Origin of the sequence: Halodurantibacterium daqingense (assembly GCF_042666235.1) — a bacterium.
Taxonomy (GTDB): domain Bacteria; phylum Pseudomonadota; class Alphaproteobacteria; order Rhodobacterales; family Rhodobacteraceae; genus Halodurantibacterium; species Halodurantibacterium daqingensis.
This window is the reverse complement of the sequence record NZ_JBHTFQ010000001.1, coordinates 323,267-338,423: the sequence shown is the minus strand read 5'-3', so window position 1 is coordinate 338,423 and position 15,157 is coordinate 323,267. Positions and strand designations below refer to the sequence as shown.

The following is a 15,157-nucleotide window of genomic DNA, read 5'->3' as shown; positions in this document are numbered from 1 at the left end:
GCCCGGAGGAAGGACACCTACCCATGTCGCTGGGGCTTGCGCTCTATCTGCTGCGCTCGGGCCAGCGCCACCGAGCCGCCCTGGCCGGACTTGCGACCGAGGCGCATGTCGCCTCCGAAGGCGAGACGCGGGCGGACGGGCCGCTGGTCTGGATGCACGCCGCGGATGACAGCGGTGCGGCAGCGGTGGCCGAACTTGCCCCTGCCCTGCGGCGCGCCGGCGGTCCTGCGGTCCTGCGCACGGGCGTCGGCACGGCACAACAGCTTCCCCCGGATACGCCGGCGGCGGCGGCACGGTTTCTGGACCGCTGGCAACCCGCCCTGGCGGTGCTGGCGGGTGCGGCGCTGCCCGCTGCATTGGTAACCGAGGCGCACCGGCGCGACATTCCCATATTCCTGATCGATTGCGGCGGCCTGCCGCATGTGGTCGGCGGGCGCTGGTATCCAGGCTTGCTGCGTGGCCTGCTGCACCGCGTAACCCGGGTCATGGCCCGCGACGCGCCACGGGCAGAGCTTTTCCGCAGACTTGGCGTTCCGCCGAGCCGCATCGTGGTTACCGGGCGGGTAGAACCCAGCCCCCGCGCCCTTCCCTGCACCGAGGCAGAGCGCGCAGCCCTTGCCCATGGGCTGCACTCCCGACTGGTCTGGCTTGCCGCCGCCGTGACCGAGGAGGAGGAAGAGGCGATCCTCGCCGCCCATGGTGCGGCCCTGCGCCTGTCGCACCGGCTGCTGCTGATCCTTGTGCCACAGGATCCGGCGCGCGGCCCCGCCCTGGCGGCGCGGGCCGAGGCGCAGGGGCTTTCTGTCGCCCTCCGCTCGCGCGAGGATTACCCCGATGACGAGGATCAGATCTATGTGGCCGATACCGAGGGCGAATACGGCCTCTGGTATCGGCTGGCCAACCTCTGCTTTCTTGGCGGATCGCTGCACGGCCCGGGGCCGTTGCGCAATCCGCTCGAGGCGGCGGCGCTGGGCGCGGCGATCCTGCACGGCCCCCACAGCGGCGAACATGCCGAGATGCTGGCTCGGCTGGACGCGGCGCGGGCGGCACGGATGGTCAGCAGTGTCAGCACATTGTGCGACGTGATCGGCGAGCTGCGTGCCCCGGACCGGGTCGCGCTTCTGGCACATAACGCCTGGGTGGTCGCCTCGAGCGGCGCCGACGTGACCGAACGCGTGGCCCGCGACCTGCGCGAGGCCATCGCCGCGCCGAGGGCAGCCTGATGCGCGCGCCGGACTTCTGGTTCACCCCGCCGGATCGGCCCGATTGGCGCGCGCAGCTGCTGGCGCCGCTTGGTGCGCTTTATGCAATGGGAACTGCACGCCGCCTTGCCCGTGGAGACGGCTGGCAGGCGCCGGTGCCGGTGATCTGCGTCGGCAACATCAATGTTGGCGGCACTGGCAAGACGCCGACGACCATCGCGCTTGCGCAGCTTCTTGCAGGGCGGAATGTGCATGTCGTCTCGCGGGGACATGGCGGCGCGCTTGCCGGGCCTGTCCGGGTCGATCCCCGTGCCCATGACGCAGCTGCAGTAGGGGATGAACCGCTGCTCCTGTCGGCCTTCGCCCCGACCTGGATCGCGCGCGACCGGGCTGCCGGAGTTCGCGCCGCAGTGGCGGGCGGGGCCGGTGTGGTGCTCATGGACGATGGCTTTCAGAACCCTGCGGTGCGCAAGGATCTGTCGGTAGTCGTGGTGGATGCGGCGCGGGGGTTCGGCAACGGGCGTTGCCTTCCCGCAGGCCCGCTGCGGGAAACTGTTGCCACCGGCCTGAGCCGCGCCAGCCTTCTGCTGTCGATCGGCCCACCCGAGGCTCAGGCGATCTTCCGCAACATCTGGGGGCCCTTTCCCTGCCCACAGCTTGCCGCGCGGCTTGAACCGCTGGAAACCGGCATGGACTGGGTAGGGCTGCGGGTGCTGGCCTTCGCCGGTATCGGCCATCCGGACAAGTTTTTCGCGACGCTAAGGGGACTTGGCGCCGATCTCGTGCGGCATGAGGCGCTGGACGATCATCAGCCCCTGACCGATTCCCTGCTGCGACGGCTCGAAACCGAGGCGCGGCTGCGCGGGGCGCAACTTGTCACGACCGAGAAGGACGCGGTGCGGTTGCCGCCCGCCTTCCGGCAGAAGGTCCTGACGCTTCCTGTCCGGCTTGTGGTGGAGGATCTGCCGGCCCTGCGGCAGATGCTTCACTCGGCCGGTGTGATGCCCAGTTCCGACAGCACCTCGTCCTGATGTTCGCCCAGACGGGGTGAGGGACGATCGACCGAAAGCCCCGCCTCGGAAAACCGGAACGGAGACCGGACGCCCGGCACGCCGCCGATATCAAGCCGCAGCCCCCGCGCCACGACTTGGGGATCGGCAAAGACTTCCGACATGTCGTTGATCGGACCGGCGGGTATGCCCTGCGCCTCGCAGCCGGCAAGAAGGCTGGCCTTGTCCCAGCCCCGCGTCACCGACGACAGGAGATCCGACAACTGCGCGCGGTTCCGCACCCGATCGGCATTCGTGCGATAATCGGGCGCCTCGGCCAGCGCGGGCAGGCCCAGCAGCCCGCAAAGGCGCTGGTACTGGGCATCATTCCCGGTGGCGATGATGATATGGCCATCGGAACAGGCGAAAACCTGATAGGGGGCAAGGTTCGGATGGGCATTGCCCAGCCGCGAGGGCGCATCGCCTGTCGCCAGATAGTTCATCGCCTGGTTGGCCATGATCGCCACCGCCGAATCCAGCAGCGCCATGTCCACCTGCTGGCCGCGGCCGGTTGTGCCACGTTGATGCAACGCAGCAAGAATGGCCGTGGCCGCATAGACGCCGGTGAAGATATCGGTGACGGCCACCCCCACCTTCTGCGGCAGGCCCGAGGGTTCGCCGGTGACCGACATCAGCCCCGACATGCCCTGGATGATATAGTCATAGCCGGCGCGCGTCGCATAGGGGCCGTCCTGCCCGAAGCCGGTGATCGAGCAATAGACCAGGCGCGGATTGACCTTGCGCAGGCTTTCATAATCAAGCCCGTATTTCACAAGCCCGCCAACCTTGAAGTTCTCGATGACCACATCCGCCTGGGCCACAAGGCGGCGCACGGTCTCCTGCCCTTCGGGGCTGCGGAAATCGACGCAGATCGACCGTTTTCCGCGGTTGCAGGCGTGGAAATAGGCGGCTGTCCGTTCGCCACCGGCCTCGATGAACGGCGGGCCCCAGCGGCGGGTATCATCGCCTTCGGGGGCCTCGACCTTGATGACGTCCGCGCCCAGATCGGCAAGCGTCTGGCCGGCCCAGGGCCCGGCCAGGATGCGCGCAAGCTCGACCACCCGGATCCCTGCAAGCGGCGCACTCATGTCATTGCGCCAGCAGCGAATCGAGCAGCGCCGAAAGATCGGCATAGGACATGTTGCCGTGCTTCTGCCCGTTGACGATCAGGGTCGGGGTCGAGTTGACATCGTCCGCCTCGGCATTCGCCTGATAGACACCAACCATCGCCTGCGCCATCTCGCCATTCTCGAGGCAGGCGTTCAGCTGGTCGTCGTTCAGCCCGGCGGCACGGCCAAGACGACGCAGCTGTTCCACAGCCACAGCCGGGTCCTGATGGCGCGCCCAATCCGACTGGGTGCTGTAGATGCGGTCGGCCAGTCCGAAATAGCGCATCTCGCCACCGCAACGGGCAACCATCGCCGCCCACAGGCCGTAGCGGTCGAAATACACCTCGCGGTGGATGAAATGCACCTTGCCGGTTTCGATGTAATTGGCCTTGAGCTGCGGCAGCACCTGCGCATGGAAGGTGGCGCAATGCGGGCAGGTGAACGAGGCATATTCGATGATGGTGATCGGCGCATCGGGATCGCCCAGCGCCATGTCAGGCACAAGGCTGGCATCCACATCGGCGGCAGGGCTTGCCGCAGTCTGCGCGCCCAGCGCGTTGATGCTGGTCTGCGAGGGGCCGCCGGTTCCCGAAGTGAACCACCAGGCCCCTGCTGCGACCACGGCCAGCGCGGCCAGCGCCGGAATGAGTTTCTTGACCATCATCAAAAGCCTTTCTGTCTTTTCGGACGAGATAGAATGTTCCTGCCCAACGCTTCAAGTGCCGCGCGCAAGCCGTCGTCCTGAACAACCCCTGCAGCCGCAGCCGCGCGGGCGGTGATCGCCGGGTCCGGCGCTTCGGACCCGACACTCCGAGGGGCCGCGGAAAACTCAGCCTGTCCCTCGGCAAAGCCGCTTGGGGCAGTCTGGGTCAGGGTTATGCGCGAAATCGCATTATAACCATAGCAGGCGTTGACCTTTTCACGGATGCGCGGAAGCTGCATCTGCACCATCGGTGCCTCGGGGCCAAGGGCCAGAAGCGTCAGCGTGGCCCCCATGCCATCGCGGCCATAGCCGATCCGGATCGGGCGCGTGCTTCGGGCGATGTCCTCGCCGACGATTTCGGGCCAATGCGTCAGAAGCCGCGTCACCGCAAAGCCACGCTTTTCGCCAGCGCCGCGGATCCGGTCGCGCAACAGGTTCGCTGTCTGCTCGAATCCGCGCATTCTGCGCTTTGTGAACTGGGGCGGGCGCGTCATCTCTGGCTCATTCGCGACTGTCGCCCTATTCTATGGCCTGTGGCGGCACTTGCCAGCGGAATGGACGAATTGAGAGCATAAAGATTGCGTGACGCCCGGGTGAGTGAACTTCTGCAGTGGTATGACCGCCATGCCCGCGTCATGCCATGGCGGATCGGCCCCGCTGATCGCGCCACGGGCCAAAGGCCCGATCCCTATCGCGTCTGGCTGTCCGAAGTCATGCTGCAACAGACGACAGTGGCGGCGGTGCGCGACTATTTCCGTCGCTTTACCGCCCGCTGGCCGGATGTGGCTGCCCTTGCCGCTGCGCCTGACGAAGACGTCATGGGCGAATGGGCGGGGCTGGGCTATTACGCCCGGGCACGCAACCTGCTGAAATGCGCGCGGGCCGTCGTTTCGCAGCACCATGGCCATTTCCCCTCCACGCGCGAGGGGTTGCTGGGCCTGCCTGGCATCGGTCCCTATACCGCCGCAGCGATCGCGGCGATTGCCTTCGATGAGCCGGCGGTCGTGGTCGATGGCAATGTCGAACGGGTGATGGCGCGCCTGCATCTGGTCGAAACCCCGCTGCCCCCGGCCAAGGCCGAGCTGATCGCCTTGGCGGCGGCCCTGACGCCCGATCACCGCCCCGGCGATTATGCCCAGGCGGTGATGGATCTTGGCGCGACCATCTGCACGCCGCGCAATCCCGCCTGCGGCATCTGCCCCTGGGCGCAGCCCTGCGCGGCACGGGCGGCCGGTGTGCAGGGCGAACTGCCGCGCAAGCTGGCCAAGGCCGCCAAACCGCTGCGCACCGGCGTTGCCTATCTCGCGCGCCGCGCCGATGGCGCCTGGCTGCTCGAGCGGCGCCCCGACCAGGGACTTCTGGGCGGGATGCTGGGCTGGCCGGGCAGCGACTGGGCCGCATCGCCCGCCGATCAGCCGCCCCTTGCCGCCGACTGGCGCGATCCGGGCGCCGAGGTGCGCCACACCTTCACGCATTTTCACCTGCACCTGGCGCTTCGCATCGCCGAGGTGCCGCTTGATGCCGCGCCCGAGCGGGGGTTTTTTCTGCCCTCCGCAGATTTCCGGCCGTCGGCCCTGCCCACCGTCATGCGCAAGGCCTATGATATTGCGCGCAGCATCTTGTGACGAAAGGAACCGTGATGACCGAAGATCTCTCTGCCACCGATGGCTACGTGCTGACCCACACCATGCTGCGGATCAAGGATCCTGCCCGCGCCCTGCCCTTCTACGAACAGGTGCTGGGCATGCGGCTGGTAACCCGGTTGGATTTCGAGGAGTGGAAGTTCTCGCTCTATTTCCTGCAACCGCGCGGGCACGAACCGGCCGACGGCAGCCTGACCCAGACCTTTTCCCGCCCGGGCCTTCTGGAGCTGACTCACAACTGGGGCTCGGAAGAGGATGACACCCCGATGCACAGCGGCAACGAGGCGCCGAAGGGCTATGGCCATATCTGCATCGCAGTGCCCGATATCGCCGCCGCCTGTGCACGGTTCGAGCGCCTCGGCGTCACCTTCCAGAAACGTCTGGGCGAAGGCGGCATGAAAGAGATCGCCTTCATCCGCGATCCGGACGGCTACTGGCTGGAAATCGTGCAGCCGGATCAGATGGAGGCCGTTCTCGGCCGCTATCGCAGCGCCACCTGAGCTCGGATCCAGGGGGTCAGACTCGGGCTGTCATCATCCGTCCATGACGTAACGCTGCTTCCCCTCTGTGCGGGACGGCGCGCCAGGAGCGCACTGCCGGCACCACCGCGGGCGAAACTTCCTTCGCCAGACTGATCGCCCCCGTAACACCCCGCGCAGCCGCCGCGGGCAGCGCCCGCGGCCAGGCCCAACGGGATGAGCCTGCCGAAGGCGGGCGAAGACGGGCGGGAGCTTCCCGGTCCTGTCTCTCGAAACAGGTGATGGCATGATCCCTGCGATCATTGGCCCTGCCACCGGGGCTTTGATCATGCCCCGCATCGGATTAAGATGCCTCTGGTTGTGCGCTGTGCGAGGTATCGATGAAAACTGCCGAGGAAATCCGCAGGCTGAAGAACGCCCTGCCCTTCTGGCTGTCGCTGGGCATGATCCCGCTGGCGATCGCCGGCGGCTGGTTCGGCGGCTGGACCGTGGCACTGCTGCCGGTCTATGGCTGGCTTCTGGTGACGATCCTTGATGCCATCACCGGGCTGGAAGAAGACAACCCCGACACGCTGATCCCGGAAACAGATCTGTTCTGGTACCGGCTGATCACGATGATCTGGTTCCCGATCCAGTTCCTGACCGTATTCGGCATGATCTGGTGGGTGACCCATACCGATCATCTGAACATGACGGAAATCCTCGTGCTCATGTTCGGGATGGGGGTGATTTCCGGCACGGTCGGCATCGTCTATTCCCACGAGCTTCTGCACCAGAAGAACCGGTTGGAGCGGTGGCTGGGCGACCTGCTGCTGGGCATGGTGCTTTACAGCCACTTCCGTTCGGAACACCTTCTCGTCCATCACCGTCATGTCGGCACCCCGCGCGATCCGGTGACGGCGCGCTACAATGAAGGGTTCCACCGCTATTTCTACCGGGTGCTGCGGGATTGCCCGCCCTCGGCCTGGAAAGCCGAGGCGCAGATGCTGGCGCGGCGCGGTCTGCCCCTCTGGCACCGGCGCAACCCGTTCTGGCGCTATGCGGCGCTGCAGGGGGCCTTCCTCTTGCTTGCCGCGGCGATTGGCGGCTGGATGGGGCTGGGACTGTTCGTGTTTCAGGCCTTCGTCGCGGTCTGGCAGCTGGAACTGACCAACTATATCGAGCATTATGGCCTGACGCGCCGGCATCTGGGGGATGGCAAATACGAACATGTCCTGCCACGCCACAGCTGGAATGCGGCGCACAAGGCGTCGAACTGGCTGCTCATCAACCTGCAGCGCCATTCGGACCATCATTACAAGCCCGACCGCCGCTTCCCCCTTCTGCAGACCTATTCCGAGGATGAGGCGCCACAGCTTCCCTATGGCTATCCGGCCATGACCACACTGGCCATGATCCCGCCCCTGTGGCGGCGCGTGATGAACCCCAAGGTCCGGCAGTGGCGCCGCAAGTACTATCCCGACATCGAAGACTGGAAGCCCTACAACACGGGCACAAACCCGCCGCCGCGCCACGTCTGAGCAACAAAAATGCCCCGCCACGGCAGCATGGCGGGGCCAGTTCGTGCCCTGCATTCGCAAGGCACCGGCGGTAACGCGCTGAAAGGGATCAGTTGGGCCGCTCGCCCATCTCGGCCCGGATCTGCTGGCGCAGAAGGTCGATCGGGATGGTCTTGCCGTCACGCTTGAAATGCCAGTAGGTCCAGCCATTGCAGCTGGGTGCACCCTCAAGCGCCGCCCCAACCTGATGGATCGAGCCCTTCACGTCATTGCCGATCAACGTGCCATCCGCACGGACCTTGGCGCTTTTGCCGTTCGGGGACACCAGAACCTCGCCCGGCCGCAGCATGCCCCGCTCGACCAGCTGGCCGAAGGGAATGCGCGGCTCGGCGCGCTTCGACCCGGTTACTTCCAGCGCGGACCGGTCATAGGCGCGAATCCGGTCGATCCGGCGCCGCGCCACCTCCCGATAGTTGTCCTCGCGCTCGATTCCGATGAAATTGCGGCCCAGCATCTTGGCAACGGCGCCGGTGGTGCCGGTGCCGAAGAAGGGGTCCAGCACCACATCGCCCGGGTTGGTCGTCGCCACCAGAACCCGGTGCAGCAGGCTTTCGGGCTTCTGCGTCGGATGGGCCTTGTCGCCATTCGCATCCTTCAGCCGTTCGTGCCCGGTGCAGATCGGCAGGTGCCAGTCGGACCGCATCTGCACGCCTTCGTTCAGCGCCTTCAGCGCCTCGTAGTTGAAGGTGTATTTGCTCGCCTCGGCCTTCGACGCCCAGATCAGCGTTTCATGCGCATTCGTGAGACGCTTGCCGCGGAAATTTGGCATCGGGTTCGACTTGCGCCAGACCACATCGTTCAGAATCCAGTAGCCTTCATTCTGCAACGCCGCGCCGACACGGAAGATGTTGTGATAGCTGCCGATGACCCAGATCGCGCCATTCGGCTTCAGAAGGCGGCGCGCGGCCTTCAGCCAGTCACGGGTGAAACGGTCATAGACCTCGAAGCTGGAAAACTGGTCCCAGGCATCATCCACCGCATCGACCTTCGAGTTGTCGGGACGGTGCAGATCCCCACGCAGCTGCAGATTATACGGCGGGTCGGCAAAGATGAGGTCTACCGAGCCTTCGGGAAGGCTGTTCATCACCTCGATGCAGTCACCTGCAAGTATTTCGTTCAGGGGAAGCGTTTCCGCCCCCGCTGCCTTGGTTCTGGTTGTCATCACTGCCTCGTTTATCCCGCGCATTTTGCGTCGTTGATTGTGGATAAAGATGAGTCATCCGCGAATCGTCGTCAATTTGTTTATTTGAATCAACGACTTGCAATTATGCTTGATACAAGATGTTGTGGACCGGCGCGAAGGAGCGTCTATGGTGTGGGGTAACCCCAAGATGTTGAAGAGCCTGACAATGCTCTTTGGTGCCGTAGCCGGCGTTGCGTTCCCAGCCATAGCCAGGATGCTGTTGCGCCAAATCCACCATGATCCGGTCGCGCATCACCTTCGCCACGATCGAGGCCGCGGCAATCGACAGGCACAGCGCATCGCCCTTCACGATTGCCTGCCCCGGGCAAGGCAACCCCTCCGGCACGCGATTGCCGTCGATCAGCGCGAAATCCAGCGGTCCCAACCCCTCAAGTGCGCGGCACATGGCAAGGTGGCTGGCCCAGAGGATGTTGAGCCGGTCGATCTCCTCGACACTCACATGGGCCACCGAAACCTCGGCCACCTGCATCAGTTCGGCACAAAGCGCCTCGCGGCGGCGGGCGGTCAGCGCTTTCGAGTCGCGCAACCCCTCGGGGATGCGGCCGGGCAGCAGACGCACCGCCGCTGCCGTCACCGGCCCGGCAAGCGGCCCGCGCCCCACTTCATCGACACCGGCCACCCGCAGGTAGCCACGTGCGGCAGCGGCGGATTCGAAACTGTCGTCGGGGGCAAGGCTCATCAGCGTCATCATGCCCTTTTCTAGCCGAACGGCGGGCCACGAAAAAGGGGCGGGGTGCCTCTCCCCCGCCCCCGCTGCCCCGCCGGGGACTGTCCGGCCCGGACGCGGTTATTCCGGCTTACCGCCAGCCGCGCCGCTCGGGCTGGTAGCCTGCCTGTTGCAGGCAGGCGCCGCTGAGCATCGTACGACCGCGGTCGCGCGGGTTGCCCATGCGAACTTCACAGCGTCCCGGCAGATTGCGAAAGCCCGCGCGGCGCAGGCACTCGGTTTCGTAGAACGTCTCCCAGCCGTTGCGGGTGCGTTCGTCGCGGGCGCAGCTTGCCGGCAGGGCCGCGGCGCGATGTGGGTTGCCGCCCCGCGAGGGCGCGGCCTGCGCCTGGTTCTTGCGCCCTTCGTTCAGAATCAGCCCAAGTGCGGCGATGCCTGCTGCACCATAAAGAAGGCGTTGCAGATCCTGATTGGTCGCGGCCTGGGCGGGCGTGGCCACTGCGGCCGACAGCGCGATCGCAACGGCTGCGGCGGTGGCAGTGATTTTGGGAAACAGGGCCATGATCTCATCCTTTCGTTTGCCGAACTGGCGGAACCGCGTCCCGACCGGTTGCGGCGCTGAAGCCGGTGTCGGCCTCGGAGCGTATTCGGGGCCGGCGGTGACAGGATCAGGCTGGGGGCGAGGCGCGCTGACAGGCAATGACCGCAGGCTGTTATCCGATAACGGGGGGCGGAAATCCGCTTTGTTATTGAATATCTGCGGGGCTGGCCGCAGTCTTGGCGCATGAAGATGCGCCACGTCCTTGTCCTTTCCGCAGTGCTTGCCATGGCCGCGCCCGTGGCCCAGGCGGCCTGCTATGCCGACTACAAGGCCAAGCGGGACAATCCGCTTCGTCTGCATTACGGGGTGATCGAACTGCCGGACCGCGCCTGTTCCGGGCAGCAGGCGGCGGCGCAGGCAATATCCGGCCGAATTGCACGCGACGGCTGGACGCTGCTCAATGTCCTGTCCATCTTCGGCCCCGACGGGCTGACCGAGAGGAGAGCGAGTGCGGGACAATTCTATCTCCGCTACTGAGGCGTTGCGGGCCGGACACCGGGCAGTGACGCTTGGCGTCGTGGCGGTGGTGGTGATCCTGGCGGGGGCGGCAGCGCTTCTGTTTCTCAACCTGCCCAGCGCCGACGCCTTCAACCAGAAGGTCGAGCGGATCTTTGTTGCCAACGACGCCCTGACCGCCCCGACCGAGATCCGCCTGCTGGAGATCCTTGCCGAATCTGCCACCTCGTTTTCCGAGGTTCTGGCGTCCTATCGCATGGTGATCTTCGTGCTGCTGGTGTTTTCCACCGCGCTTCTTGGCGCGGCGCTGGCGTTCCTGCTGATGATCGTGGCGCTGAACCGGCGAATGACGCAGATCAAGCAGGCCGGGATCGAGGTGTCCTCGCTTGTCATCGCGCGGGCAGAGAACCTCGTGTCGCTCAACAACATGGACTTCCGCCTGACCCCCGCCGCGATCGAGACGCTGGCGGTTCTGGCCGAGGCGCGGATGGATGACGAGGTTCTGAGCGGCGCGCAGATCGAGGCGATGATCTCGGGCCGCGATGCGGCAGACTGCGATGAAGCCGCCGGCGCCACCCGGATCAAGCGGCTGCGCGACAGCCTGGGGAACCAGATGGTCAGCGAACTTCTGGTGCGCAATATCGCGCGCCAGGGCTACATGCTGTCCATCGACAAGGACGTGATCCGGATGGTCTAGCCGGCGCTGGCCTCGGCGGCAAGTTCCGCCGCGATCTGGGCGCGGCTTTTGCGGGCGCGTTCCGTCGCGGATTTCAGCTGTCCGCAGGCCGCCATGATATCCTCGCCGCGCGGGGTGCGGATCGGGCTCGCGTAGCCGGCCTTGTAGATGATATCGGCAAAGGCCTTGATCCGGCTCCAGTCCGACCGCTGATAGGCTGAACCCGGCCATTCATTGAAGGGGATGAGGTTGATCTTGGCCGGGATCCCCGAGATCAGCTTGACCAGGCGCCGCGCATCCGCGTCAGAATCGTTCACATCCTTCAGCATCACATATTCAAAGGTGATGCGTTCGGAATTCGAAAGCCGCGGATAATCGCGCAGCGCGTTCAGCAGCGTCTCGATGTTCCACTTCTTGTTGATCGGCACCAGTTTGTCGCGCACCTCGTCGGTGGTGGCGTGGAAGGACACCGCAAGCAGGCAGCCGATTTCCTCGGCGGTCTTGGCGATTTCAGGCACAACACCGCTGGTCGACAGCGTGATGCGCCGCCGCGAGAGCGAGATCCCTTCGCCATCCATCGCAATCCGCATCGCGTCGCGGACATTGTCGAAGTTGTAAAGCGGCTCGCCCATCCCCATCAGCACGATATTCGAGATCAGCCGCGTTTCGTCCTTGGGCGCGCCGGGAACCGGCCATTCGCCCAGATCGTCGCGCGCCAGCATGATCTGGCCGACGATTTCCGCGGCCGTCAGATTGCGCACCAGCTTCTGCGTTCCGGTATGGCAGAAGCTGCAGGTCAGCGTGCAACCGACCTGGCTGGAAATGCACAGCGTTCCGCGCCCCTCTTCGGGGATATAGACGGTTTCGACCTCGTGGCCGCCGGCGATCCGCACCAGATACTTGCGCGTGCCGTCCTCGCTGATCTGGCGGCTCACGATCTCGGGGATGGTCACGGTGAAGGCCTGATCCAGCAGCGCGCGATATTCCTTGGCAAGGTTGGTCATCGCCGCAAAATCGCGCACGCCCCAGTGGTAGATCCATTGCCAGATCTGACCGACGCGCATTTTCGCCTGTTTTTCGTTGGTTCCCGCAGCGATCAGCGCATCGCGCATCGCTTCGCGGGTCAGGCCGACAAGGTTCACCCGCCCTTCCTCCGGCAAGTTGCGGGGGATGGTCAGCACGTCCTGCGTGATCGGGGCCGAGGCGCCTTGGCTGGTCATGGTCGTCTCCGTTCAGGGATGCGTTTCCATATAGGAAAGCGCTGCACGAGAAAACAGGTTTCGCAATGCAAAACGCCCCGGACCGGCCGGGGCGTTGCAAGGGTTGCGCGGGCGGTCAGCCGGCGCAGCGGTTCTCGGCCTCGGTCATGGCGGCGGTAAACCCCATGAGCGAGAAGGTGTCCTGCGTCTGCGTGCCGCGCGCCGACCGCGCCGTCAGCACCGCCTCGGACCCGCGCCGCATGGCCGCAAGAATGCGCGCGTCATCATCGGCATTGGCAGGCCAGGCCCAGTCGCCATCGGTGAACAGCTGGAACGCATCCGACCCGATCCGCATTTCGACGTTGGAGCCATCGGCAAAGGGATAGCCGCCGGTAAAGGAAACCTCGCCACGCGATCCGGCACCGGGGCGGAATGTCACGAACAACAGGATGTCACCGCGCCGCACCTCGACCGGTTGGCCGTTGCGGGTGTTGCGCACCTGCTTGGGGCTGGAAACGCCCCAGCATTCCCTCGGGGATTCTTCGACGAACACGCTCCAATCCGTGCTGGAGGCGACGCGGTTCGTCGATTGTTGCGCCATGCCTGCTGTTGCGGTCAGCGCGATCAGGGCCGCGCCCACTCCCCGCAGAATCCATGATGTCATTGTCCCACAGCCTCCGGCCTGTCTTTGTCTTGTTCCGCCCTGGGGGCCCTGAGCGACCTTTTCCTGTGGCGGCGGATTTTTCAACTCGATATGCGGGTCATAACGCAATTGTGGCGCGTGATGAAACCCCTCTTGGCGGGAAATCGCGCAGCTGTGACGGAGGACGGCATGACGAAACCGGTGGCGATGGCGGAACTGTGGCGCGGCGGGATGCTGGAAAGCCAGCACCTCGGCCATGCGGTGATCTGCGACGATACCGGTGAGATCGTCGAGGCCTGGGGCGATCCGCAGGCGGTGATCTTTCCGCGCTCCTCCTGCAAGATGCTGCAGGCGCTGCCGCTGCTGGAAAGCGGCGCGGCCGAGGCGGCGGGCCTGAGCGAGGCGCAGCTTGCCCTTGCCTGCGCAAGCCACCAGGGCGCGGCGATCCACCGCGACATGGCGACGCGCTGGCTTGCCGATCTGGGCCTGTCGGATGCGGACCTGCGCTGCGGCGTGCAGGAACCTTCCGACCGCGCTGAACGTAACCGGCTGATCAAGGCCGACGGCAGCCCCTGTCAGGTGCACAACAACTGCTCGGGCAAGCATTGCGGCTTCCTGACGCTGAACCGGCATCTTGGCGGTGGCCCGGAATATGTGGCGCTTGACCACCCGGTGCAACAGGCGGTGAAGGCCGCGTTCGAGGAGGTAACCGGCCAGGACAGCCCCGGCCACGGGATCGACGGCTGTTCTGCCCCGAACTTCGCCACCACCGTCACGGGACTTGCCCGGGCGATGGCCTTCTTTGCCAAGGCAAACCCCGAGGGCGATGGCCGCAACCGTGCCGCCGCCCGCCTGACCCGCGCCATGACCGCCTATCCCGAACTTGTCGCCGGCGAGGGGCGCGCCTGCACCGAGCTGATGCGCGCCATGGGCGGCAAGGTCGCGATCAAGACCGGTGCCGAGGCGGTCTTTGTGGCCATCCTTCCGGAACGCAGGCGCGGCATCGCGCTCAAGATCGTCGATGGGGGCACCCGCGCGGCCGAGGCGGCGATCTGCGCCCTTCTGGTGCGCGAAGGCGTTCTGGAGGCGGGCCACCCCGCAACCCTGAAGCGCCTTGATGCGGTGCAGAAGAACTGGCGCGGCATCGAGGTCGGGATCATCCGCAAGTCGGAAGGGTTTGCCTAGATCAGATCCCAGATCAGGCGCAGGGCCAGCGCGGTCGAGGTAATGACCAGCAGCGGCTTGATGACCCGCGCACCGATCCGCATGGCCACCAGCGCCCCCACCCGGGCGCCCGCCATCTGCGCGATGCCCATCGCGATACCCGTGGCCCACCATGGTGCGCCGAAGACGGCAAAGGCGACCAGCCCACCCAGGTTCGAGGCGAAATTCAGAAGCTTGGTATGCGCCGTGGCCTTCAGGATGCCATAGCCTGCCAGCGTCACGAAGGCGATCATGTAGAACGCTCCGGCGCCGGGCCCCAGAAGGCCGTCATAGGCACCGATCAGCGGCACGACGGTCGCTGCAAAGGCAGCCGGCCGCAAGCGTTCGACCCGGTCAAGATCGCCCAGCCCCGGCTTGAGGGCAAAGAACAGCGCGATCCCCACGAGGAGAACCGGCAGGCCCAGCCGCAACAGGTCGGTGGGCATCACAGTCGCCAGCAGTGCGCCGGCAATACCGGCGGCAAAGGCCAGCAGCGCCGGGCGTGCCTGCTGCCGCAGATCCACATGCCCACGCCCCGCATAGGACAGTGCCGCCGTGCCCGAGCCGAAGATCCCCTGCACCTTGTTGGTCGAGAGCGCCTCGACCGGGTTGGCGCCGGCCAGCAGCAACACCGGAACCGTGATCAGCCCGCCGCCCCCGGCGATGGAATCGATGAACCCCGCAACGAAAGCGGCGCAAAGCAGCAACAGCAGGATCTGGTAGGTCACTTCGAACAGCATGGGTCCTCACGGAACGGGCCGCAG

General features: G+C 65.7%; 17 protein-coding genes. 8 read left to right on the top strand and 9 right to left on the bottom strand.

Features of this window, described 5'->3' with window-relative positions; genetic code table 11:
* The first annotated feature begins 23 nt into the window (after positions 1–23).
* Together ACFQXB_RS01660 and lpxK are read left to right on the top strand one after the other, a co-directional pair.
* Positions 24–1,223, top strand: coding sequence for a 3-deoxy-D-manno-octulosonic acid transferase (locus ACFQXB_RS01660; protein ID WP_377398105.1), 1,200 nt, complete (start codon positions 24–26; stop codon positions 1,221–1,223).
* Positions 1,223–2,233 (top strand): tetraacyldisaccharide 4'-kinase, encoded by a 1,011-nt coding sequence (gene lpxK, locus ACFQXB_RS01655; RefSeq protein WP_377398102.1) that lies wholly within the window; start codon positions 1,223–1,225, stop codon positions 2,231–2,233. Before ACFQXB_RS01660 ends, lpxK begins: the two co-directional genes overlap by 1 nt.
* Here lpxK and ACFQXB_RS01650 read toward each other — a convergent pair.
* From ACFQXB_RS01650 to ACFQXB_RS01640, 3 genes are read right to left on the bottom strand one after another with little or no spacing between them, the layout of a single operon-like run.
* Positions 2,188–3,339 carry a CaiB/BaiF CoA transferase family protein gene (locus tag ACFQXB_RS01650; RefSeq protein WP_377398099.1) on the bottom strand — a complete coding sequence of 384 codons (1,152 nt, stop codon included), beginning with the start codon at positions 3,337–3,339 and terminating at the stop codon, positions 2,188–2,190. The genes lpxK and ACFQXB_RS01650 overlap by 46 nt on opposite strands.
* 1 nt (position 3,340) lies before the next feature.
* Positions 3,341–4,021 carry a DsbA family protein gene (locus ACFQXB_RS01645; protein WP_377399147.1) on the bottom strand — a complete coding sequence of 227 codons (681 nt, stop codon included), beginning with the start codon at positions 4,019–4,021 and terminating at the stop codon, positions 3,341–3,343.
* Between the two features lie 2 nt (positions 4,022–4,023).
* The gene (locus ACFQXB_RS01640; RefSeq protein ID WP_377398096.1) at positions 4,024–4,557 is read right to left on the bottom strand and encodes a DUF721 domain-containing protein; all 534 of its coding nucleotides are present in this window, start codon (positions 4,555–4,557) and stop codon (positions 4,024–4,026) included.
* A gap of 141 nt (positions 4,558–4,698) precedes the next feature.
* Here ACFQXB_RS01640 and ACFQXB_RS01635 point away from each other — a divergent pair, with 141 nt between their 5' ends.
* From ACFQXB_RS01635 to ACFQXB_RS01625, 3 genes are all read left to right on the top strand, one after another.
* Positions 4,699–5,688 (top strand): A/G-specific adenine glycosylase, encoded by a 990-nt coding sequence (locus ACFQXB_RS01635; protein WP_377399144.1) that lies wholly within the window; start codon positions 4,699–4,701, stop codon positions 5,686–5,688.
* Positions 5,689–5,702: 14 nt separating this feature from the next.
* Positions 5,703–6,206: a lactoylglutathione lyase gene (gene gloA / locus ACFQXB_RS01630; RefSeq protein ID WP_377398093.1), complete on the top strand. Its 504-nt coding sequence runs from the start codon at positions 5,703–5,705 to the stop codon at positions 6,204–6,206.
* Between the two features lie 359 nt (positions 6,207–6,565).
* The gene (locus ACFQXB_RS01625; protein WP_377398090.1) at positions 6,566–7,705 is read left to right on the top strand and encodes an alkane 1-monooxygenase; all 1,140 of its coding nucleotides are present in this window, start codon (positions 6,566–6,568) and stop codon (positions 7,703–7,705) included.
* An 88-nt stretch (positions 7,706–7,793) separates the two neighbouring features.
* Here ACFQXB_RS01625 and ACFQXB_RS01620 read toward each other — a convergent pair whose 3' ends face one another.
* The 3 genes from ACFQXB_RS01620 to ACFQXB_RS01610 all read right to left on the bottom strand — a co-directional run bounded on the left by ACFQXB_RS01620 (position 7,794) and on the right by ACFQXB_RS01610 (position 10,177).
* Complete coding sequence (locus tag ACFQXB_RS01620; protein ID WP_377398087.1) at positions 7,794–8,906, bottom strand: site-specific DNA-methyltransferase; 1,113 nt, start codon at positions 8,904–8,906, stop codon at positions 7,794–7,796.
* Positions 8,907–9,009: 103 nt separating this feature from the next.
* Positions 9,010–9,627: a ribonuclease HII gene (locus ACFQXB_RS01615; RefSeq protein WP_377399141.1), complete on the bottom strand. Its 618-nt coding sequence runs from the start codon at positions 9,625–9,627 to the stop codon at positions 9,010–9,012.
* A 118-nt stretch (positions 9,628–9,745) separates the two neighbouring features.
* A complete protein-coding gene (locus tag ACFQXB_RS01610) occupies positions 9,746–10,177 on the bottom strand; it encodes a hypothetical protein (RefSeq protein ID WP_377398084.1) in 432 nt (143 codons plus the stop codon).
* A gap of 222 nt (positions 10,178–10,399) precedes the next feature.
* Between ACFQXB_RS01610 and ACFQXB_RS01605 the strand changes: the two genes are divergently transcribed.
* Both ACFQXB_RS01605 and ACFQXB_RS01600 read left to right on the top strand, forming a co-directional pair.
* On the top strand, positions 10,400–10,693 hold the full coding sequence (locus ACFQXB_RS01605) for a hypothetical protein (RefSeq protein WP_377398081.1): 294 nt from the start codon (positions 10,400–10,402) through the stop codon (positions 10,691–10,693).
* Positions 10,665–11,369 carry a winged helix-turn-helix domain-containing protein gene (locus ACFQXB_RS01600; RefSeq protein ID WP_377398079.1) on the top strand — a complete coding sequence of 235 codons (705 nt, stop codon included), beginning with the start codon at positions 10,665–10,667 and terminating at the stop codon, positions 11,367–11,369. The genes ACFQXB_RS01605 and ACFQXB_RS01600 overlap by 29 nt, the downstream gene beginning before the upstream one ends.
* On the opposite strand, the gene rlmN is transcribed toward ACFQXB_RS01600, so the two are convergent.
* Entirely contained in the window at positions 11,366–12,568 is a 1,203-nt protein-coding gene (gene rlmN / locus ACFQXB_RS01595) for a 23S rRNA (adenine(2503)-C(2))-methyltransferase RlmN (RefSeq protein WP_377398076.1), read from the bottom strand. The two genes, ACFQXB_RS01600 and rlmN, sit on opposite strands and share 4 nt — an antisense overlap.
* Before the next feature lie 115 nt (positions 12,569–12,683).
* Entirely contained in the window at positions 12,684–13,211 is a 528-nt protein-coding gene (locus ACFQXB_RS01590) for an invasion associated locus B family protein (RefSeq protein WP_377398074.1), read from the bottom strand.
* 168 nt (positions 13,212–13,379) lie between these two features.
* On the opposite strand from ACFQXB_RS01590, the gene ACFQXB_RS01585 reads away from it, so the two are divergent.
* On the top strand, positions 13,380–14,375 hold the full coding sequence (locus ACFQXB_RS01585) for an asparaginase (RefSeq protein ID WP_377398071.1): 996 nt from the start codon (positions 13,380–13,382) through the stop codon (positions 14,373–14,375).
* Here the strand turns inward: ACFQXB_RS01585 and ACFQXB_RS01580 are convergent.
* The gene (locus tag ACFQXB_RS01580; RefSeq protein ID WP_377399138.1) at positions 14,372–15,130 is read right to left on the bottom strand and encodes a TSUP family transporter; all 759 of its coding nucleotides are present in this window, start codon (positions 15,128–15,130) and stop codon (positions 14,372–14,374) included. The two genes, ACFQXB_RS01585 and ACFQXB_RS01580, sit on opposite strands and share 4 nt — an antisense overlap.
* Between the last annotated feature and the right edge of the window lie 27 nt (positions 15,131–15,157).